The organism is Streptomyces sp. NPDC001787 (genome assembly GCF_040297465.1).
Lineage (GTDB): Bacteria > Actinomycetota > Actinomycetes > Streptomycetales > Streptomycetaceae > Streptomyces.
Genome location: NZ_JBEOZE010000014.1, coordinates 19,529 through 39,868 on the forward strand (window position 1 = coordinate 19,529; position 20,340 = coordinate 39,868).

The 20,340-nt window shown below is 68.8% G+C and carries 16 protein-coding genes and 1 pseudogene; 9 read left to right on the forward strand and 8 right to left on the reverse strand.

Annotated elements, in window-relative coordinates:
- The first annotated feature begins 181 nt into the window (after nt 1-181).
- Nucleotides 182-559 (forward strand): HIT domain-containing protein, encoded by a 378-nt coding sequence (locus ABT170_RS20055; RefSeq protein ID WP_351869068.1) that lies wholly within the window; start codon nt 182-184, stop codon nt 557-559.
- A gap of 127 nt (nt 560-686) precedes the next feature.
- Here the strand turns inward: ABT170_RS20055 and ABT170_RS20060 are convergent, their stop codons facing one another.
- Entirely contained in the window at nt 687-878 is a 192-nt protein-coding gene (locus ABT170_RS20060; protein WP_351869071.1) for a glycosyltransferase, read from the reverse strand.
- A 666-nt stretch (nt 879-1,544) separates the two neighbouring features.
- Here ABT170_RS20060 and ABT170_RS20065 point away from each other — a divergent pair.
- The 5 genes and pseudogenes from ABT170_RS20065 to ABT170_RS20085 all read left to right on the forward strand — a co-directional run bounded on the left by ABT170_RS20065 (nt 1,545) and on the right by ABT170_RS20085 (nt 7,073).
- Complete coding sequence (locus tag ABT170_RS20065; protein ID WP_351869074.1) at nt 1,545-2,774, forward strand: TfuA-like protein; 1,230 nt, start codon at nt 1,545-1,547, stop codon at nt 2,772-2,774.
- The gene (locus tag ABT170_RS20070; RefSeq protein WP_351869077.1) at nt 2,764-3,909 is read left to right on the forward strand and encodes a YcaO-like family protein; all 1,146 of its coding nucleotides are present in this window, start codon (nt 2,764-2,766) and stop codon (nt 3,907-3,909) included. The genes ABT170_RS20065 and ABT170_RS20070 overlap by 11 nt, the downstream gene beginning before the upstream one ends.
- Entirely contained in the window at nt 3,906-4,793 is an 888-nt protein-coding gene (locus ABT170_RS20075) for a class I SAM-dependent methyltransferase (RefSeq protein WP_351869080.1), read from the forward strand. The genes ABT170_RS20070 and ABT170_RS20075 overlap by 4 nt, the downstream gene beginning before the upstream one ends.
- Nucleotides 4,769-5,472: pseudogene (locus tag ABT170_RS20080) on the forward strand (NAD(P)H-dependent glycerol-3-phosphate dehydrogenase); the annotation flags it as partial. The gene ABT170_RS20075 and the pseudogene ABT170_RS20080, both read left to right, overlap by 25 nt.
- Nucleotides 5,473-6,614: 1,142 nt before the next feature.
- Complete coding sequence (locus ABT170_RS20085; protein WP_351869083.1) at nt 6,615-7,073, forward strand: DUF6326 family protein; 459 nt, start codon at nt 6,615-6,617, stop codon at nt 7,071-7,073.
- 1,038 nt (nt 7,074-8,111) lie between these two features.
- On the opposite strand, the gene ABT170_RS20090 is transcribed toward ABT170_RS20085, so the two are convergent.
- Together ABT170_RS20090 and ABT170_RS20095 are read right to left on the reverse strand one after the other, a co-directional pair.
- Nucleotides 8,112-10,421, reverse strand: a complete 2,310-nt coding sequence (locus ABT170_RS20090) for an FtsX-like permease family protein (RefSeq protein ID WP_351869086.1) — start codon at nt 10,419-10,421, stop codon at nt 8,112-8,114.
- Nucleotides 10,418-11,128 (reverse strand): ABC transporter ATP-binding protein, encoded by a 711-nt coding sequence (locus tag ABT170_RS20095; RefSeq protein ID WP_351869089.1) that lies wholly within the window; start codon nt 11,126-11,128, stop codon nt 10,418-10,420. Before ABT170_RS20095 ends, ABT170_RS20090 begins: the two co-directional genes overlap by 4 nt.
- 159 nt (nt 11,129-11,287) lie before the next feature.
- Between ABT170_RS20095 and ABT170_RS20100 the strand changes: the two genes are divergently transcribed.
- The 3 genes from ABT170_RS20100 to ABT170_RS20110 all read left to right on the forward strand — a co-directional run bounded on the left by ABT170_RS20100 (nt 11,288) and on the right by ABT170_RS20110 (nt 13,812).
- Nucleotides 11,288-12,106 (forward strand): sensor histidine kinase, encoded by an 819-nt coding sequence (locus tag ABT170_RS20100; RefSeq protein ID WP_351869092.1) that lies wholly within the window; start codon nt 11,288-11,290, stop codon nt 12,104-12,106.
- Entirely contained in the window at nt 12,103-12,813 is a 711-nt protein-coding gene (locus ABT170_RS20105) for a response regulator (protein WP_351869095.1), read from the forward strand. The genes ABT170_RS20100 and ABT170_RS20105 overlap by 4 nt, the downstream gene beginning before the upstream one ends.
- A 402-nt stretch (nt 12,814-13,215) precedes the next feature.
- Nucleotides 13,216-13,812: a hypothetical protein gene (locus ABT170_RS20110; protein WP_351869097.1), complete on the forward strand. Its 597-nt coding sequence runs from the start codon at nt 13,216-13,218 to the stop codon at nt 13,810-13,812.
- On the opposite strand, the gene ABT170_RS20115 is transcribed toward ABT170_RS20110, so the two are convergent.
- From ABT170_RS20115 to ABT170_RS20135, 5 genes are all read right to left on the reverse strand, one after another.
- Nucleotides 13,715-15,301 (reverse strand): type 2 periplasmic-binding domain-containing protein, encoded by a 1,587-nt coding sequence (locus ABT170_RS20115; protein ID WP_351869100.1) that lies wholly within the window; start codon nt 15,299-15,301, stop codon nt 13,715-13,717. The two genes, ABT170_RS20110 and ABT170_RS20115, sit on opposite strands and share 98 nt — an antisense overlap.
- Nucleotides 15,302-15,439: 138 nt before the next feature.
- Complete coding sequence (locus ABT170_RS20120) at nt 15,440-16,213, reverse strand: trypsin-like serine peptidase (RefSeq protein WP_351869103.1); 774 nt, start codon at nt 16,211-16,213, stop codon at nt 15,440-15,442.
- A gap of 40 nt (nt 16,214-16,253) precedes the next feature.
- Entirely contained in the window at nt 16,254-16,580 is a 327-nt protein-coding gene (locus ABT170_RS20125) for a CU044_2847 family protein (RefSeq protein ID WP_351869106.1), read from the reverse strand.
- A 437-nt stretch (nt 16,581-17,017) separates the two neighbouring features.
- Nucleotides 17,018-17,971, reverse strand: coding sequence for a tetratricopeptide repeat protein (locus ABT170_RS20130; RefSeq protein WP_351869109.1), 954 nt, complete (start codon nt 17,969-17,971; stop codon nt 17,018-17,020).
- On the reverse strand, nt 17,911-19,836 hold the full coding sequence (locus tag ABT170_RS20135; RefSeq protein ID WP_351869112.1) for an AfsR/SARP family transcriptional regulator: 1,926 nt from the start codon (nt 19,834-19,836) through the stop codon (nt 17,911-17,913). The genes ABT170_RS20130 and ABT170_RS20135 overlap by 61 nt, the downstream gene beginning before the upstream one ends.
- Nucleotides 19,837-20,340 lie beyond the last annotated feature (504 nt).

Consider the following 20,340-nt stretch of genomic DNA (forward strand, 5'->3'; position numbering starts at 1 on the left):
CTCGCCTGCGGGAGAACTCCGGTGCCGAGCGGCCGACATGCACGAACACTCGTTCGGTGGATGGGGGTTGGGTGATTTCGGCTGCGGGTTGGCTGGTCGCTACGCTGTCGTCGGCGCCTGCCCCATGACCACGTCGGGCAGGCGCCCTTCCGGCATTCCTGCCCAACGAAGGTGTGCGCTTGTGACCGGTTCCGCGACCGTCTCCGACTTCTACTGCCATCAGGCGCTGGCCGGCGCGGTTCCCATCGAGAGGGTGAAGGAGACCGAACGGGTCCTGGCCTTTCGGCACACCAACCCGTCGTACCCGGTGCACATCGTGGTGATTCCCAAGGAGCATGTCCCTTCGTTCACTGACCTCGGCAACGCTGACGAGGGCCTGCTGAACGAGGTGGTGGCCGTGGTGCGGGAGGTGGCCGCCGGTGTGGAGAGGGAGTATGGGGCGTGCTCGGTGACGACGAACCTGGGCCTGTACCAGGAGTCGAAGCACATGCACTGGCACGTCACCTACCGGGGCGAGAGCGAGGCGGAGATCCGCGACATGTACGGCAACCACGACTGACCCTGCGCTACCGGTCCTGATCCGCCGCTTGCAGGACGAGATCAGCGACGTGCTCGACTGCGGCTTCCGGCCGCGGGGGACGGCGGACAGGGCGGCGCAGGCCTGGACGGGTACACGCCGGTGTCGGTCAGCTGCTCGTCGGCGACGACGCGGCAGCGCTCCGGGGGGCTGAGCGGCGTAGGCGCGCGTTGTCGAGCTGGTCACCGCGGCTGACGGAGGCGGGCAGCGGCACCAGGACGGCGGGCAGTTCCAGGTCGGCCAGGGTGGTGGCCCCCGCCCGGCCGATGACGAGGTCCGCCAGGGCCAGGGCGTGAGGCATGGCGTCGCGCGGCTGGATGCCCAGCTGCCAGTATCCAGGCCGGTCGGGAACTGGGGGTCGAGGTAGCCCTCGCCGACGACGTGCAGCACGCTGTACCGCTCTGACAGGGGGCGAGTTGGGTACGGATGGCGCTGTAGATGCGCTGCTGCCGCAGAAAATCAGCAATACCCGCTTGTCGGCGGGAACGCCGAGACGGTCGCGCAGCGCTTCGGGCTTGGCGTCTGCGCTATTCGGTCCCGCCGTTCCTTGCCGAGTCTGTGAAGCGGATGGGAAGGCAACGTACCCCGCGCCGCCGAGGGCGTCCGGCGTAGCGGCCAACCGCTACATGCCGCTACCTGTGATGCGCGAATCCGCTACAGGCCGCTACAGCGTCCCCTCTGGCGGCGCTACGTGAGAGTGCGGTGCACTCTACGTGTTCGAGCCGGTCAGTCGATCGGCCGCTGATTCCCAATCTGAGGAGCTACCTCATGGTGCCCAAGTCCGAGCCCATCGCCGCGAAGTCCCAGATGACGGAGATGCCCACCGAGGTCCTGGAGGAGCTGGCGCTCGCCGAGGACGTCGAGCAGGAGTGGTAGGCACCTCCACTTCCTGAACCGGTGGGGTGCCTCCCGCAGGCCCAGGCCTGCGGGAGGCACCCCACCACCTCCTTCCCTCCTAGGAGTTGTGGTGATTCACGTCTTCCTCGGGCCGACCCTCTCCCGGTCCGAACCTCTGTTGCGGGATCCGCGGGTGCTGGTACGGCCCCCGGCCCGGCACGGGGACCTGTTCGCCCCTTCGGTCGCCGACGGCGACCAGGTGGTGCTGATCGACGGGGTGTACCACCAGAGCCCGGCCCTGCGGCACAAGGAGATCCTGGCCGCGTTGGGACGCGGAGTGCAGGTGATCGGGGCGGCGAGTATCGGTGCCTTACGGGCCGCCGAACTCGCCCCGTACGGCATGGCCGGTGTCGGGTCCGTCTTCGACGCCTACGCGAGCGGCGAGATCGAGGGCGACGACGAGGTCGCCGTCGGTCAGGCCCCGGACGGGCAGTGGCAGGCGCTGACCTGGCCTCTGGTCAACCTCCGCCACATGCTGGAGCTCGCCCGGAACGAGGGCATGGTCGACCGGGAACGCGCCGCAGTCCTGCTGGAGGCGTTCCGGGCGGTCTACTACCCTCAGCGGACCCCGGCGGCGGTGCACGCGGTCTGCCGGCAGGCGGGCGCACCGGATTTCTCCGAGTGGCTGGCCGACTGGCGCGGCAGCGACCGGTACTTCGGTGACCTGAAACGGGCCGACGCCCTGGCGGCCGTCCGACTGGCCCTCGCCGGCGCCCCGTCACCTGTGGTGATCCCGGTGCCGGACAACCTCTATGTCCGCCAGTGGGCCAACGACTTCGCGCGGAGCCGGGTCGCCGGCATCGACCTGCTGACCATCGACCGGCTCGTCTACCAGCAGGTCTTCGACCCTCGGTTCCCCCGGCGCTGGCACGCCTTCCTGGAACACCGTTCCCTGCACCCCGGCGGTGAGCCCGGCCGGCCGCTGTCCGAGCGTCTCGCCGACGCAGGCGGGACTCTGCCCGCGCACCGGGTCTTCCACCCGCGGTTGGATCTGCGGGACGAGCAGACCGTTGCCCGTCTGCTGACCGGTGAGACCCTGGCGGACCGGCGCGCGGTCGCCCGCTACGCCCGCGCCCGGGAAGCCGACCGGGCCGCGCGACCCGGGTTCTCGATCAGCGCGATCCGCTCGGGCCTGACCCGCACCCTGTTGTCGGAGGCGTGGAAGACGCCCGTCGGCCAGTTGGACGCGCACGCGTCCGCCCGGGGGCTGGGCACAGCCGAGCGTGCGGTGGACGCGGCAAAGCGACTGGTGCCCGGATACCTCGACGAATGCAAGGAGCGTGCCGCCCATGCTGGATGAACGGCTGGTGGAACTGCCTGGCACGATCCGGGCCCGGATGCCCCAGGAGACGTGGGAGGCATTGGCCGGACGGCTGCCGGACTACGGGATCACCCGTCTGGCCCGGCTGACGGACCTGGACGTGATCGGTCTGCCGACCTGGACCGCGATCCGCCCCGCTTCCCTCACGCTGAGCGCGTCGCAGGGCAAGGGACTGACCGATGAACTTGCCAGGCTGTCGGCGGTGATGGAGGCGATCGAGCTGTGGCATGTGGAGCAGCCCCTGCCCCTGACAGCGCGGGGCCCGGCCGCGGAGGTCGCTCCGGACTGCCCCGTGGGGGCGCTGCCGCTCAACGGCCCCGCCGACGACCGGGCGCTCGCCCGGGTGGTGTGGGACTGGACACCGGGAACGGGCCTGGTGCGCGGCACTGCGGTTCTCATGCCGTTGGACCTGGTGCGCCGCCGTGCGCAGCGCGGCGACTGGAGCCCGGACCTGCTGCGGGCCACGAGCACGGGACTGGCCTGCGGGAACACCCGTGACGAGGCTCTGCTGCACGGCCTCTACGAGGTGATCGAGCGGGATGTCCTGCACCGTGACGGGCTCGCCGCGGGGTCCTTGCGTACCTGGATCGACCCGCGCACCGTGGACGACCCAGCCGGCCGCAGGGTTGTCGAGATGGTCTGCCGGGCTGGGATGTCGCTGGAACTGGCCCTCGTGGAGGGCGCGTACGGACTGCCGGTGTGTCTGGCATACCTGTGGTCGGAGGGCCTACCGCCGGTCTTCGCCGGGGGTGGCTGCCACAGCAGCCCGGGTATCGCGCTCACCCGCGCGCTGACGGAGGCTGCCCAGTCGCGGCTGACCTTCATCGCAGGTACCCGCGATGACCTTCCCAGCGACACAGCCCCAGATGCGGCCGCGGTGTTCCGGCCCGCGCGCAGTAGGGGACTCGTTCCCTGGGCGCAGGTGGCGGAGGGCTTCGATTCCCCCACCGGTTCCCTCGCCGCCCGCGTACTCGTGACAGCAACAGCCGTCGAGCAGGTCACCGGGCACGAACCGGTGGCACTCGATCTCTCCCAGCCTCAAGGGCCCGTGCACGCGGTGCAGGTCGTATGCCCTGGCACCGGCTCCCGGGTGACCAGGCAGATGCCCCGATGACGCCCCTCCGTGACGGTGCGGCAGCCCGCGCCTCCCGTGAAGCACGGCTCGCCGGCCGGTTCGACGCACTCCACGACGCCCGGTCCAGGACCACGATCGCTGCCCGCCTGTACGCCGAGGCCCACGGCGAGGAATATCCCGGGCAGGTAGCAGCCTCCGGATCGTGCGACTGGACACTGCTGTCCCTGCTGGTGGCACGGCTGCGGCTGCGCCCCCGGCAGGTTCTGGTGGACGCAGGATGCGGCACCGGCGGAGTCGGCCTGTGGCTGGCCCGCGCTCTGGACTCCGACCTCATCGGCGTGGACCTTTCTCCCGTCGCTGTGCGGGAAGCCGTCTCCCGCCGAGCGGGTTTCGGTCTGGCACCTGATCGGGCGGCCTTCCGGACCGCGTCCCTGGAGGCGACCGGCCTGCCGAGCGTCCACGCGCACGGCATCGTGTGCGTGGACGCGCTCGGTTTCGCCGCCGACCCCGCGGCCGCCCTGCACGAGCTGGCCCGGATCCTGGCCCCCGGCGCGCGCCTGGCCCTCACCCGCTCCACGCGAAGCGGCACCGGGAACGCATGGGCGCACGAGGCGGCGGCCGCGGGTCTGACCCTGGAGCACATCGACGAGCGTCCGGACGAACCGGCCATGTGGAACCGGCTGTACGGGCTGTGGATCGACCACGCCGCTGAGCTGCGGCACGAACTCGGCCAGGAGCAGGCGGCGAGCATGCTCGCCGAGGCCGGGCGGCGCCGCCCCACCCTTCCCGGCCGGCGCGCGGTCCTGCTGACCCTGCGCCGCCCTCCGGCACCACCGGGTGCCGGTGCCCCTACCGATACGATGACCGCGCAGGCCCCCGGAGCTGACGCAGGCCCGGAATCGCCCAAGAGCAACACCCAGTGAGTCACGCGCGTCCCGCCCACGCGGCGGTCCTCTCGGCCGGATCCTGGGGCACCGCCGCGGCGAAGATCCTTACCGACGCCGGCACCGGTGTCACGCTGCATGCCCGGCGCCCCGAGATCGCCGATGCCATCAACACCACCCGCTGCACCCCGGCCTATTTCCCGGACGTCAAGCTGCCCGAGGCGGTGACCGCAACCACCGACCTGGCAGCCGCGATGAGTGGCGCCGACTACCTGGTGCTCTCCATTCCCGCCCAGTCCCTGCGGGCCAACCTCACGGCCGGGCCCCGCACATCCCCGACAACGTGGTGATCGTGTCACTGATGAAGGGCATCGAGCAGGGGACCGGGATGCGGGCCAGCGAGGTCATCGCTGAGACGACCGGCGTGGCAAAGGAAAGGATGGCGGTCCTCTCGGGCCCCAATCTCGCACGCGAAATCGTCAGCGAACAACCGGCTGCCGCCACCATCGCCTGCCCCGACGAGAACGTGGCCCACCGCTTCCAGGCCGCCTGCCACACCACGTACTTCCGCCCGTACACGAGCACCGACGTCATCGGCTGTGAGCTCGGCGGTGTACTCAAGAACGTCACGGCCCTGGCCGTCGGCATCGCCAGCGGCATGGACATGGGCCAGAACGCCATCGGGGTGCTCGTCGCCCGGGGCCTGGCGGCGCCGACGATAGGCGGCGTGCTGCGGTGTCGGCCCTCCAAGCGGGTTCCACCGATGCGTACGCACAGCATCGGACGCTCCGCCGCAGCCTCGGAAAGCAGATTGAGCACCGCCAGACCGACGCTACTCGCCCAAGCAGCCCAGCTCCAGCAAGCGCCTGCGCAAGGCCACCGAGCTGCTGCGGCGGCCTGCGCGATGTCGAGCAGCCGCTGCCCGGTGGTGAACCGGCCGACGAACACCGCCGCCGCGAAGGCCTCAAGTGCGTGACTCAGGCGACGGTTCAGCCCGTGAGGCCGATCCTCCCGTGCTTGTGCGCTGGGCAGATCGGCTCCACGGGCCGGGGCATACTGTCAGACGCGGCTGATCCTGGAGAAGCTGCTGTTCAGGTGTGAAAAGGCGCCGGAGGGCACGTCTCCCTTCCAGTTCGCTCCCACACACGTCAGGCCGCTGTAGAGGCCGATGGCCTTGCCGGAGCGGCTCCACAGCGAGTTGGCGGAGTCAATCCCGATGGGCGAGCAGGAATCCGCGTAATCCGTCGTGCTCTTCGACCCGGAGAAATCTTTCTCTCAGGAACAGATCTTGCCGTTCTCACAGTCGAAGACCCGGAATGACTTGGTGTTGGGGCCAATAATGTTGGTGAAGGCGTTGGGCCCCATCACACCGCCGTACTCGCCTGAGCAGTCGATGCCGTGGGTACCCCACAAGGCACCGGAACGCGCGTTGTGGATGGCCTTGGGCCTGGACGTGGTTCCGTCGGGCCGTGGGGTCTCAAAGCTGAAGCAGGTGCCCCCCGCCGGGCTGGAGACTCGGCGGATCTGCCCCTGACTGTCGGGCTGGTCCCAGAAGCACACGTCCTGACCCCAGCTGTTCCGCGGCGTTCGCGGGCGGGGCGGCGAACATTGCTGTGCCCGCGACTGTCACCAGTGTCATACCCGTCAGGCGGATCCCGCGGGCCGCCCGTGCGAAGCGCTTCGTCATGAACCCCAAATCCTTTGCCGGCGCTCTCCGGGAAGGCGCCGTGCGTCTCCGCACGCCCACGACCTTCGCGCCACGCGGTAACACACTGATGGCTCTCAGTGAAATTAGTGCAGGGTTAGGGGAACTCAGATCTGGTGAAAGTAGATCTTTGGACTGAAAGAGTTCCGGAGCCCATGATGAGAACACGTCACACCACCACCACACTGGAAGACCAGCAGATCCCGGTGAGAGCCAAGCTCGCCGCAGCGTGGACAAGCTTCATGTTCCTGTACGTCTACGTGGACATTCTCGCCTTCTTCAAGCCCGGCGTCATCAATGACATCCTGGTCGGTGTCGTCTGGGAGTTCGACATCAGCCAGACGCTGTTGACCGCCTTCCTCGCGCTCATGGCGATCCCGATCCTCATGGTCGTGCTGTCGATGACGCTGCCCGCCCGGGCGAACCGCATCACGAACCTCATCGTGGCCTCGGTACAGATCCCCTTCGCGGCATTCAACGCGGTGAGCGAGTCCTGGACGTACTTCTACGGCCTTGGCGTCGCACTGGAAGTGATCGTTCTCGCCCTCATCCTGCGATACGCCTGGACCTGGCCCCGCACCGTCGGCGAGCATGGCGACCAGCCCGGACCGTGAAACCGTTCGCGCCCAGCAGCAAGCGTGAACCCAAGAGCAGTCCTCGTCCTGTTCGGATGCCCCGGCGGATGATCCGCAGCAGCCACCGGCCCTCGTCATCATCGATCTCACGTGCGCGAACTCGTTCCGCCACCCGCACACGGTGACCGCCGCCCGTCATCCGGCGAAGGACCCCGGGCGGCGCGTCACATCACAACAGGGCAAACGTGACTGACACGGCACTAGATATTCGGCCGCCCGGAGCCTGCGCCACCTGGGCCCGAGGGCGCGGCTGGCCACACGACATACGGTCCGCACGTTCATGATGTCGACGATCCGCAGGGTCTCCCGCTCGCTGTTGGGTTTGCGTGGCTTGCAGACCTTCGTTGGGGTACGGCCGCACTGTCAGGCGGTGGTCTGTCGGGCGTCGGTGGTGCCGTGCTGCTCGTCCCATTCCTGGGTGCCGTGCGCAGCCCGTGCGGCCGGCGCGGGGCGGGCTGATGTGACACCGCCTGGCGGGACCGGCCGCGCGGAGACCGGCTTCCGCGCCGGCTCAGTGACCGGCATCGGCTGTGTCCCCAACTTTCGAGCGGAGAGACCCACCGGGGCGCTTCTGTACAGGCCGGAGGGTGGTGGAGTTCGCGCCATCCTTCGTCAAGATCCAGCGGGCCCGTCCGGCTGTCGCCATACTCGTTCCGCCCGACCCCGGAAAGCCGGGGGAGGGGTCAGAGGACGAGGGGCCCGGTGGGCGAAGCGCAGACAGGACACGAGGTGCATCAGCAGCACGAGAAGCTGGTCCGTGCTCTGGCCGATCAGCACGCTCGCACCGTCGCCCAGGACCACGACGAGGGTGTTCCGAACGAGGATCACAAGGTTGACCAGGAGGGATAGGCGCTTCCGCAGCCAAAGCGCCGCACCAGCGCCTCCGTGCCCGAGGGGGCACGGACCGGCCATGACCCGCAGCCAGCACTCACGCAGATGATTGCGGAGCGAAGCTGGGAGCAGGCAGTGGCCGGCGAGAGCGTCGTCGACCTTCTCTGCACCATGCCGACAGGTGATCTACTCGGTGTGCAGCACCGAGGCGATGGTCATCCGGGCCGCCGACCGGGCCGGGACCAGTGCGCCGAGGACTGCGATCGCCACACCCGCCAGAAGCATTGCGGCCAGCTGCGGCGCGTGCCACACGTCCTTCATGTACGCGGGGAAGTCGACCACCCCGACGTTGTCCACGACGAGGCGGTGCGCCACGATCCCGAGCGGGATGCCGAGCAGCCCGCCGACGGCGCCCAGCCCGGTGACCGAGGTCACCGTCATCGCCACCACCTGCCGGGGGGTCATCCCGATCGACTTGAGCATGCCCAGGTCCCGGCGCCGCTCACGGGTGTTCAGGAGAACGGTGTTGAAGACACCGAGCGACGCGACGAGCGTCAGCAGCACTGTGAACACCGTCGAGAAGGTGATGACGGTGGCGGTGCCGGCGTTGCCGGAGTCCAGCACCGAAGCGTGCAGGCCCGGGTCGAGCACCGCGACCGCCTCGGCGTAGGCGCGCGCGTCGGCGCCGGGGGCGAGCCGCACCGTGTACTCGGTTGCGTGGGCGTCCGGCGCAAGTTGGGCGAAACTCTCCCAAGCGGCCTCCAGTGCCCGGGCGTTGCCCTCTATGAGCTGGCCCACGACGGTCGCGGTGATCTTCCTGCCGTTCAGCTCCAGCGTGACCCGGTCACCGAGCTTCAGCCCGCGCTGGGCCAGGAACGCCGGACCGGCCACGATCTCGCCCGCCGCGGCCGGCGCCCGGCCCTTGACGATGGTGTGCTCGTACAAGGAATCGTCGCCACGGTAGAAGTCGGCGAAGACGGGCTGGGTCTGCCCGGTCATGTTCGCCTGGGACAGCGCGCGGGCCCGTACCCCCTGCGCACCCGGCAGGGACCGCAGCCCTTTCTCGATCTGCGGGTCACTGAGCCGGGGCGGGGTCCGGTCGTTGCCCGATCCCCCGGTCGTCACGTGGATCCTGGCGCCACCGTCCTCCCGCCCGACATTGCCGTACGCCACCATGGTGCTGGTCAGTCCGGTCGACAGGGTCACCGTGGTGACCCCGAGGACGATGGCCGCCATGGTCAGCAGGGTGCGGCTGGGGCGGGCGAACGGCTGGCCGAGGCCCAGACTGACCGGGCGAGGCAGCCGGGTGGCGCCGAGCAGCCGCTGGACGCGCAGCCCGCGCCCGGCCCGCGGCGCGCCGCCCGCGCTGATCGCTTCCGCGGCGGGCACCCGGTGGGCGCGCAGGGCGGGGACCAGCGCGGCCAGCAGGACGAGGGCGGGTATGCCTACGAGGCAGGCCACGGATACCCACGGGCTGATGTCGCCGACGGAGGCCCGGCCCACGTCGATGCCGGTGAACGCGCCCTTCAGGATCGGCCCGGCCAGCGCGTTGCCTGCCAGCGTGCCCAGCACGCAGCCCACCAGCGCCGGTACGGAGAGCATCGTCAGGTAGACGGCGACGACCTGGTTGGGGGTGAAGCCCAGGGCCTTGAGCACCCCGATGTGCCGGTACCCGGAGACGACCGCCCCGCTGACCACGTTGGCGACGATCAGGGTGGAGACGAGCACGCCGAGGATGCCGAAGAGTGTGATGAATGGGAGGTAGGAGTCGGCCAGCGCGGAGAAGGCCTGCTTGAGGGTGAGGTAGGTCTGTGCGCCGGTCAGCGATTCCTTGGGCAGTCCCGTGGTGGCCCGTGTCAGCGAGGCGCTCAGTTGGGCCTCCGTCGAGGAGTCCGTGAAGCGGTAGAGCATCTGGGCGGAGGTCGGGTGCAGTGCGGCCATCTGTTCGGGCGAGACCCAGGCGCTCGCCGATTTGCTCATGCTGGTGGCGAAGCCGACGACGTTCAGCGTTGCTCCGCCGGGGGTCTCCAGCTCGGTGCCGAGCAGCGCGGTGCCGGGGGAGCCCTGGGAGGACCAGTTGACGACGATCTCGCCGGGTGCGGTGGCCCAGTGGCCCTCAAGGAGTTCGATCCGGTCCACGGTGCCCGCCGGATCGGCCCGGCCCACCACGGTGAGGGTGCCGCCCGCCATCCAGAGCCAGTCCTTGGGGATGTCGACGACGGCCTGCCCGAACGGTCCGGCCGCGGCCTCCACCCCAGGATGCCGGGCGGTCCGTGCCAACTGTTCCTGTGAGACCTTCGTGGTGTCGAAGGCCGCCACCGTATGGGCCCCGCGCTGTGCGGCGTAGGCCTTGTCGAAGGGGCCCGAGGCGGCGCTCAGCAGCGCCAGCGCGAGCAGGACGGTCGTGGTGGAGCAGAGCACGACGAGCCCGATGACGAAGGTCTGGAGCCGGCGGCGCTTGACGGCCGCGCGGGAGGCTCTCCATACGGCGCTCACGCGGTCGCCTCCAGCGTGCTCTCGCGGGCGACCCGGCCGTCGGCGACTTCGATCAGACGGCTGGCGCAGCGGGTAGCCAGCTGCGGGTCATGGGTGACGATCAACAGGGTCTGGCCGATCTGGTTGAGGTCGATCAGCAGATCCATCACCTGCTCGCCCGACCGGCTGTCGAGGGCGCCGGTCGGCTCGTCGGCAAGCAGCAGGGCCGGGCGGTTCATCAAAGCCCGTGCGACGGCGACCCGTTGCCGTTCGCCGCCGCTGAGCGTCGCCGGATAGTTGTTCCGGCGTTCGGCGACACCGAGTTCGTCCAGGAGCTCCAGGGCACGGCGGCGCGCCTGCCGGGCCGGGGTGCCGGTCAGCTGCGCGGCCAGCGCCACGTTGTCCAGGGTGGGCAGATCGTCGATGAGGTTGAAGAACTGGAAGATCATGCCGACGTTCCGCCGCCGGAACAGTGCCAAGCCGGTCTCGTTCAGTTTCCCGAGGTCATGACCCTGCACCTCGACTGTGCCCGAGGTCGGCCGGTCCAGGCCGGCCACCATGTTGAGCAAGGTGGACTTGCCGCAGCCGGAGGGGCCCATGACGGCGACCGCGTCCCCTGCCCTGATCTCCAGCGACAGGCCGTCCAGGGCCTTCGCGTCGCCGTACTCCTTGTGCACGCCGTCCAGCCGCACCACCACTTGCCGGGCACTGCCATGATCAGTTGTCATGGCTCGAACCTAGGACGGAGTCTGCGGACGGGGCGTCACCCCCCGGATGTATCCGTCCGGGCAGGTCATCCCGGGGATGTACGGAGCTGCATCCGGGGGCTGATGCGGGGCGCTTCGGACAGCTGCGAAGATGATCCGGTGTGGGGATCTGGGACGATCTTGCTGGTCATCGCCCTGGCGGCGGCAGTTGGCGCCGCTGGGTGTCTGTGCGTGGTCGCGGTCCGGGCGCGGCGGCTGCACCAGGCGGCCATCGAGGAGCGTGGCTGGCTGCTGGAGCGGGAGCGCGAGGGCGCGGCGCGGATCGCGGTCGACGCCGAGCGGGCCAGGATCGCCGCCGAGCTCCACGACATCGTCAGCCACAACGTGAGCCTCATGGTGGTCCAGGCCGGGGCCGCCCGCGAGGTGCTGGCCACGATGCCGGACGAGGCTGCGGCGGCGATGAGCGCCGTCGAGAGCGCCGGGCGGAACACGATGACCGAGCTGCGGCACCTGCTCGGCCTGCTCGCACCCGCGCAGAATGGCGACGACGAGCCCTACGGTGTGGACCTGTCACCGCAGCCGAGCTTGAGCCGGCTCAGCCCGCTGATCGACCGGATTGCCTTTGCCGGCCTGCCTGTGGAGATGCGCATCTCGGGTGAGCCGCGCCCGCTGCCGACCGGGATCGATGTCACCGCCTACCGGATCATCCAGGAGGCCCTGACCAATGCCCTCAAACACGGGGACGGAGCGAAAGCCGAGGTGACGGTGCGATACGCGGACCACTACCTGCGAGTCGAGGTGCTGAACAGCGGACCGAGCGTCCTGTCGGACAGCCGGCCCGCGCGGAAAGAGCCGGTCCCGGGCCAGACGGACGGAACGGGGCGCGGGCTGCTCGGCCTGCGGGAGCGGGTCGCCGTCTACGGCGGCGACCTGGACGCCCGCCGCCGCCTCGGCGGCGGCTACCGAGTCCGCGCCCGGATCCCGCTGGACCGGCCATGACGGCGCACACCGAACCCGCCCTTCGCGTCGTGATCGCCGACGACCAGGAGCTGGTCCGCACCGGCTTCCGCCTGATCCTGAGCGCCCGCGGCATCGACGTGGTGGGCGAAGCCGGCGACGGAGCCGAGGCCGTGGCCACCGTGCTGAGGCTGCGGCCCGACGTCGTGCTGATGGACATCCGAATGCCCATCATGGACGGCCTGGAGGCCGCCCGCCGCATACTGGCGCAGGCCCCGGACTGCCGGGTGATCATGCTGACCACCTTCGACCTCGACCACTACGTCTATACCGCCCTCGCCGCCGGAGCCAGCGGATTCCTGCTCAAGGACGTCACCCCCGCGCATCTGACTGCCGCCGTACGCCTGGTCGACACCGGTGACGCCCTGCTCGCACCCTCGATCACCCGCCGCTTGGTGGAGCGCTTCGCCTCCAGTGCCTCCAGAACCGGTTCGGGACTCGCAACCCCAGCCGTCCACCGAGACCTGGCCGCACTGACGCCGCGCGAGCGCGAGGTACTGACGCTCATGGGCCGGGGTCTTTCCAACTCCGAACTGGCAAGCGAACTGACGCTCAGTGAGGCGACAGTGAAGACCCACGTGGCCCGAATCTTCGCCAAACTGACTCTGCGCGACCGGGCTCAGGCCGTCGTCCTCGCCTACGAGACAGGACTCGTCTCACCGGGCGACACCGACAACCCCTGCCGATAGCTGGTCGCACCGTGACCTGCTATCGCCGGGCCGTCGCCTGAACCTGTTCCTCCTCAAGGTCGAAGTACGGGCGGGTCACCCAGCGCCGTTTGCCGTCGTCGCCCCACACCTTGGCCCGCAGGCGGTGCGGGCGGGTGGTGTCTGCGCAGATAGCGGTGACAAAGCAGTCCAGTGGGAAGGGGGCGGCCGTCAGTCACTTGCCGTGGCCACCACAAGGGGAGTGGTCCCTCGCCCCCTGGCCCGCAGTTCTCGCACTCGCACGGTCCGCAGTCGGCTTGGTCCTCGCACCACTCGGGTACGAAACGGGCCGCTCCGGCGGTGATCTGAACGGGACCACCGTCGTCAGGCCGGGCGATCTGGACGGAGGGCGCGTTGTCGAGCCAGGGGACGGTCTTGCGGTCGGTGAACCAGCCCACCTCGACACCGGCCGCACGGTATCTGTCGGTGCGGACCTCGATGTCGGTGATGGAGATAGCCGCCATCTGCGGCTCCAGGGCGACACTTCTGGGCGACGACGAGGGCGTCACGCAGTTCGGACACACGGGTGCCGCGTACTGCCTCTACCTGGACCACCTCGGCCTCGGTGAAGACCGTGAGGCCCGGTTCTGGAAGCGGCAGGTCATCACGGCGCTCTTCCGCTCCGGCCCGAGCCGCAGCCCCGACCCCGAGGAGTTCCTGAACGCACTGGACTCCCTCACCGGCTACTTCGCCCGCCACCACACCCGCGGGCCCGTCCCCACCGGACGGCTGGAAGCCGAATTCGAGCGCCTGGTCGACCACCACACCGACGGCCTCGTCTGCCGCCCCGAGGCCGACTCGCCGACCACATCCACGCACTCGCCCTCCGCCGTGCGGCCTATAAAGCAGCGGTCAGGTAGTCGTCGGCTGCGCGGACCGCTGGTCAGGCATCAGCGCACGCCCACATTTTCGGGGAGATGGTCACACTCTTCCCGAGAGTTGAGTACGCCGTGGATCGGTATTCCCTCACCTCTTCCATAGCCTTGCATACTGCACTTTTTAGGGCCAAGCTGTTCTTGCTTAGGTCAATTCCGTACTCTTCACTTTTGCCAAAATCGTCCGCACTGATAATATACTTCCAATTCCTATCCACTTGGAAACCTCTCAGGATTGCGGCGTCTGTCATTACTGCGTCTACGCCACTCCTGGATTCAGGATCCTTACCCTTGTCGAGATCTGCAACGCAAATGTTGTAGTCGCTGCGCGGGATGATCTCGTACGGAAGCTCTCCTTTCTCCTCGCTAAGCTCGTTGACGTGCAACTCTGCGGTGGACCCGCTGACTACGCATACGCGGGCACCATCCGGGAGATCGGTAAGGTCATTCACCACCCTGGAATCGTCGTCAAATAGCGCCTCCTCGGGTTTGTTCGGGTTCTTCCGCATCATTATTCTTTGATCCGTTTCAAGGTACGGTCCGGCGAAAATTACAGCAGGTTTTTTTGCACTTCCCTTCTTCCTGCCGTCCGAGATCCCGTAAGTGCCAATGAACATATCGACCCCCTTCCCGCCCATCTCCTCCCCTCCGCCTCCCCCCTCGGCCAGTTCTTTTTCTCGATCGTCTGTCGCTACGCCTTTAAATTCGTATTGCCAGTCTTCGGCGAGACCCATGGCTTCGAGAACCTTGACCGCGTAGTCAATCTCTGCACCAACCCACTCTCCGCCCACCTTTTCGCTTAGCTTTTTTTGGCTCCTTTTCACGCCGACTACGAACTTGAAATTCCCCTTTCCTTTTTTGCCTCTCTTCGCTTTTTCGAGAGCGGCAAAGGCAGTGTCCTCAGGGGATGGCGAGGCTGAAGGGCTGGGGCTGGTGGGGGCAACACCGGGTGCACCAGCGGTTTGCCTGGCTTCATGAAGGTGGTTCCAGGTGAGCCAGCCTCCGCCGGTGAGGAGGGCGAGGCAGGCGGTGCCGATCAGTGCGATGCGTGGGCCTCGTCCGTGCCCGCCGGGCTGGACTGCGGCAGGACTTGTTCCCGTCCCGCCCGCCGAGGGCGCGGCGCCGTGGTCCTGTGGCTTGTTGCCTTCGGGAACGGCGAGGGGCTCTTCCTCGGCGGTTTCGGAGTTGTTGTCCGCCCCGTCCGTGGGCGGCGCGGGCACGACCCTTCTGCGGACGGTCGGTACGGTGTTGCCGGGAGCAGTGCGAGATTTGGACCTGGCTGCTCTGCGGGCGGCCTCGGCCCGTTCTGCGGCTTCCATCAGTTGTGCCCCGTCGTGCAGATACGCCCGCCTCAGGGTCTGGTCGGGGACCAGGTAGTTGACCAAACCCGTCAGCTGGGTAATGGAGATCAACTTGCGGCCGCTGAGGATGTCGCTCCACTGGCTCTCCCCGGGGCTGTAGGGGAAGGCGTCGTGCAGCATGTGCGTGCTCCGGTCGCCAACAAGCTCACGCAGCCATTGAGCAAGGGCTTTGGCCTCGTAGGTTCCGTGCAGGTTGCCGGACAGCCTGTGGGTAGGCCGGTCTTCATCGTGCACTGATGCTGCCTTTCGGTCGATCCGTCCGCCGCGTCCAGAACCTTCCGGCCGTCTCTCAGTGCTGTTGACCTGCGCGGACACGCAGTGGAGGACAGTGGACAGAAAATGTTCCTCAGATTACCAACTAACCCTGGTCTTTCACTCGTTCAACGAACTGGAAGGCTCCGACATGCAAGAACGTTCGAAAAAACGCACCACACTCCTCTTCCGTAGCAGGACCGTCACTGCCCTCAGCGTGATGGCCGTCGGAGCGGTGCTTCTCAGCCGGGGCTTTCCGAGGGCTGGGACGATCTTGGCCGTCTCGCCCTCACCGCAGAGACGAGGGCACGGAGGACCTGGAGCTGATCGGGGGCGTAGCCGGTCCGGCGTCGCTCGTCCCCCCGACGGCGACACGATGCCGATGACACCGCTGTATTCCTCGTCCCACACCGGCGCCCCGCTGAAGCCGCCTGTCAGCGGAAACGGTGCCTCTTCGTCGCAGGTCAGCTGCCACCAACCGGTACCCTCGCGGCCCTCGACGGTGCCGCGGGTCCAGATCCCGGCGTCCCTGCTGCCACCACGCCCTGGGTACTGAGGGAAGCCGGAAGCCTGCCAGCGGTGCCCGGCCAGGTCATCCGCCTCTACGATCCGCAGGGGCACGGCCCCCGGCGGGAGCTCGTCGATCAGCTGCAGGACGGCCACATCGCCGCTGTTGTCACCAGCCACCGACACGCTGAAGTGCACGGAGGCCGCGGCCTCGGGACGACAGGGCAGCAGCGGGAAGTCGAGAGTGACCGGGAGAAGGTCCGGCAGCGCTTCGTCATACGGGAGGCCTGCGGTGGAGGCGACGACGTGAGCACAGGTAAGGAGCAGTCGGTCGGGGATGAGGAACGCCACTCCGACGGGACGGCCGTCCTGCAGCACCCGGGCCACCCCCCCCGCTCCCACGCGGAGTCCGGCACGCCTGCCGACGTCACGTGCCGCCCTCGGAGCGGTTCCACTCCAGCTCCAGCTTGATGTGCGCTTCTCCAGATCCCTTCGCCACGACCAAGCCCGCCTCCGCTGTCACCCGCAATCCGAATTCCGCGCGGACGTGATCAGGTTTGCGTGGCAGATCCGCCAGACGCTCCAGCATGGCAGCAGCCACCCGCTGCACCCGGGCCATACCCGACTCGAACGTGTCGGCCGACGTCGCGAAGAGTTCGTCGCCACGACTCGCCCGGATCACCCCGGAGCCCTGCTCGTCGGACAACTCGACGACGAAGACTTCACCGTCTTCGAAGGGGACACTCAAGTACACGCGACTACCTCTCCTTCGCTGCACCAACTCACTTACTAAATAGTGCAGTTGTGCCTATCTCCTCGACCTTTCATGGTCGCTGCGATCTTCGGCAGCGGCCCCTTTTCCGGCGTCCATGAGTTGGGTGTACTACCCTCTGTAGGTTTGCGCACCGTGAATCCGCTGATCACGGGGCCCTGCCTACTGCGCTCGGTCGCGGACGTCCCTCGGGAGGTGTCCGTGGCTGCGGGGGATCGCAGCGCAGCGTCTCCCTGCGTCGTGCTGATGAGGATGCGGGTCTGCCAGAACAGCCACCCCATCGTGGCCAGAGTCCATCTTGAAGTAGGAGGTGAACGTCAGCGGCGTCCCGGCCCGGGCTGTCCTGGCCGAGCGCCTGACTCTTTCACTGGTGACGGCATGGCGTTGGGCGCCATGGTTCATCAGAGTGGTTTCCATGGTCACATCACGGACAGGTCATGCAGTCCGCAGGCACCGAGGCCCGCTTCGGCCCGTGCGTGTTCGAGGACGTGGGTTTCGGCGCCGGGTACGGCAAGGGCAGCCCGGAACTGTTCGCGTGCCTCACGGAGGCGCCCTGTCGTCGCGTACGTCTGACCGAGCCGGCAGCGGATGTCCATCTCCAGCCCGTAGCAATACGGTTCCGCCGACGGATCGAGCAGGCCGTGCCGGGCGAGTGCCTCGTGATGGCGGGCGAGCGCGCCGTCCACATCGCCGACGCCTTCCTCCGCCGAACCCAGCCGGGCCAGCAGGAGCGCCTGCAACACCCTGTCGGAGTTCTGGGAGATCAGGTCCAGGGCGCGGCGGAACATGTCCTTTGCCGCGTCGTGGCGGCCCAGGACGAGCTGGACGTCCGCGATGCCGCACAGGGCCCGGCTCACCAGGAGGGGTATCCCGCCGGCCTCGGCGTGGAGGTAGGCGCGGCCGAGGCAGTCCAGCGCTGCGCCGTTGTTCTCCTGGCGGAGGTGCATCATGCCGAGTGTGCCGAGCGACAGTCCGGCGACCCAGCGGTCGCCTTCCGCCTCGGCCAGGGCTACCGCTGCGACCAGGTTGGGGGCCGCGTCCTCATTCCGGCCCAATCCCAGATCGGTGATTCCCAGTCCGGTCAGGGCGAAGGCCTCCTCACGTGCCTGCGCGCCCTGCCGGCTGATCCGAAGGGCCGCGGTGAACCAGGTGCGGGCCTCCGCGAACCTCCCCTGGTAGCAGTCGATCGCCCCCATGCAGTTGCGCAGGGCACCGGCCATCCGCCGGTCGCTCGTCTCATCCGCAAGGGCGAGCGCGGTCTCCACGACGCTGCGGTACTCGTGATAACGCCCGCGGCGCAGCAGGTAGTCGCTCAGGGCCTCGGCGATCCAGCAAGCGTGATCCGCGTCCCCGAGCGCCGCGGCGTAGGCCACGACGTCGGGCAGCTGTGTGCCCGCTGCGTCCAGCCACTTCTCCGCCTCCTTCCAGTCCGAGAAGGGTGTGCCGGACGGCTGCGGTCCGGTGGGGAATCCAGCGGGCCCCAGTCGCTGGCGATGCGGGCCGCGTCCAGGTAGAGACGGAGCACGGCGGTGCGGGCCGAGGCCTCCTCCGCAGGTACGGAGTGGGCTAGCCGCCGGGCGTGGGTCCTGACAAGATCGTGGAGGCGGTAGCGGCCCGGGCCCGGCTGCTGGAGCAGGCTGGCGTCGACCAGACCCTCCAGCACCTCCTCCGCGTCGCCGGCCGGGCAGCCCAGCATGGCTGCTGTGCCCAGCCGGTCGATCTCGGCCGTGGGCGCGATCCCCAGGACACGGAATCCGTGCCGCAACGAGGGCGGGAGCTGCTCGTAGGAGAGACGGAACGCGGCCTCCACGCTGCGGTCCCCGGCGCTGAGTTCACCTATCCGGCCTTCGTCACCGGCCATGCGTTCCACCATGTACGCCAGCGTCCACGTGGGCCGGGTCTGCAGCCGTGCCCCGACGATCCGCAGGGCCAGGGGCAGCCCGTCGCACAACCGGGCCAGTGCGAGCAGCGCCTCCGGCTCGCACTCGGCACGCTCCTTCCCCGCCAGCCGCCCCAGGAGCGACACCGAACCGCCTGTTTCCAACGGCTCCAGGGTGATCCTGAGGTCGGCATCAAGGTCTGCCAGCCGGCGGCGGCCGGTGACCAGAACACGGCAGCCCGGCCCGGCCGGGAGCAGCGGCCCGACCTGCCGGGCGCTGGCGGCGTCGTCCAGCACCAGCAGAAGCCGCAACGAACTCGTCGCAGTGCGCCACGCCGCAGTGAGTTCGTCGAGGTCGTCGGCCTCCTCGCTGGGTTCCCCCAGGGACCGCAGCAGCCTCCTCAGCGCGCGTTCCGGAGCGAGGCTCTGCCGGCCCTCGCTGTACGCCTGCAGGTCCACGTAGAGGCTGCCGTCCGGGTATCCGCCGCACAACTGATGGGCGGCCTGGAGGACGAGCGTGGTCTTGCCGACGCCCGCAGTGCCGTCCACCGTCATGACCGAAACCGACCCGGACGGGCAAGGTGCAGTGAGCCTGCCCAGTTCCTCGGTGCGTCCGGTGATCTGCCCCGCTGCTCCGGGCAGATCGTTCACGACCCGCCGCGCCCTGACGGGGCGGGCCGGTGCGGGGTCGAGGAGGAACGCGTCGTCGCGTCGCAGGACCGCCTCGTGGACTCGCCGCAGCTGCGTGCCGGGACTGACCCCGAGTTCCTCGGCGAGCCGCACACGCGTGGCCTCGAACACCTTCAGTGCCTCGTCCTGCCGCTCGACCGCGTACAGGGCGCGCATGTGCAGGGCGGACAGTAGTTCGTTGAGGGGGTCGGACAGAGTCAGAGCCGCCAGTTCGTCCAACGCGTCGCTGGCGCACCCGAGTCCGATGAGGCATTCCAGTCTCTCGGCCTGGAGCACGCTGCGGCGTTGCGAGAACTGCTGGCGTTCGGCCTGGGCGAACGGGCCGGGCAGGCCGGCCAGCGGCTCTCCCCTGAACAGGGCGAGTGCGGCGGTGAACCTGTCGGTGGCGGTGGCGAGGTCGCCCGTGTCCTTGGCCAGCCGTCCCGCATCCGTGTGAGCACGTAGGTCAGCCGTGTCCAGGTCGGTGTCGTCGAGGACGAAGCGGTATCCGCTGCCGTCACCGCGGATCACGGAGGTCTTCGGGCCGGTTCCCTGCGGGTCGAGCGCCTTGCGCAGCGGGTAGACGTAGCTCGGCAGCACGCGACGGCCGGAGGCCGGCGGGCGGGTGCCCCACACGCTGTCGAGCAGGTGTTCCCGGCTGACGGTTCCGCCTCCTCTCAGGAGCAGCATGGCCAGAACGGCCTGCCTCCGCACAGGCCCGATGTCCAGTGATGCGGTACCCCGCCGCGCGGAGAGTGGGCCGAGCACCTCGACGCGAAGGCGCCCAGAAGTACTGCCGCCCGCTGCGGCGCCGTCGCTCACACTCACTGCCACCTCGCATTTCATCGATACTTCATCCGGATTGCAGTGCCCGGAGGCATGGTTGGTGGGTCAGGGCAGGGCCGGAGGCGGGGGTCGGGTGCATACGTGGGGAGTCCACCGGGGTCGCGTCGGCAGTTGTGGGGAGGAGGGCCACCGGATGCTCCTTCCCCGTCCTGCACAAAGACGCGCGTGGCAAGGACTGAGGTCTGTCACGCGAACGGTCCCGGAGTACCGGGGGCGGAGCCCACGGGCATTCTCTGCCGCTGAGGTTACAGGGCCCTGCAGGTCTCCAGCCCCTGATTGCAGGGGAGTTGGGGGATTTCGGGTGCGAAGGCGGCTCGGGCCTGAAACGAGGAACAAGTTCAGCATGGC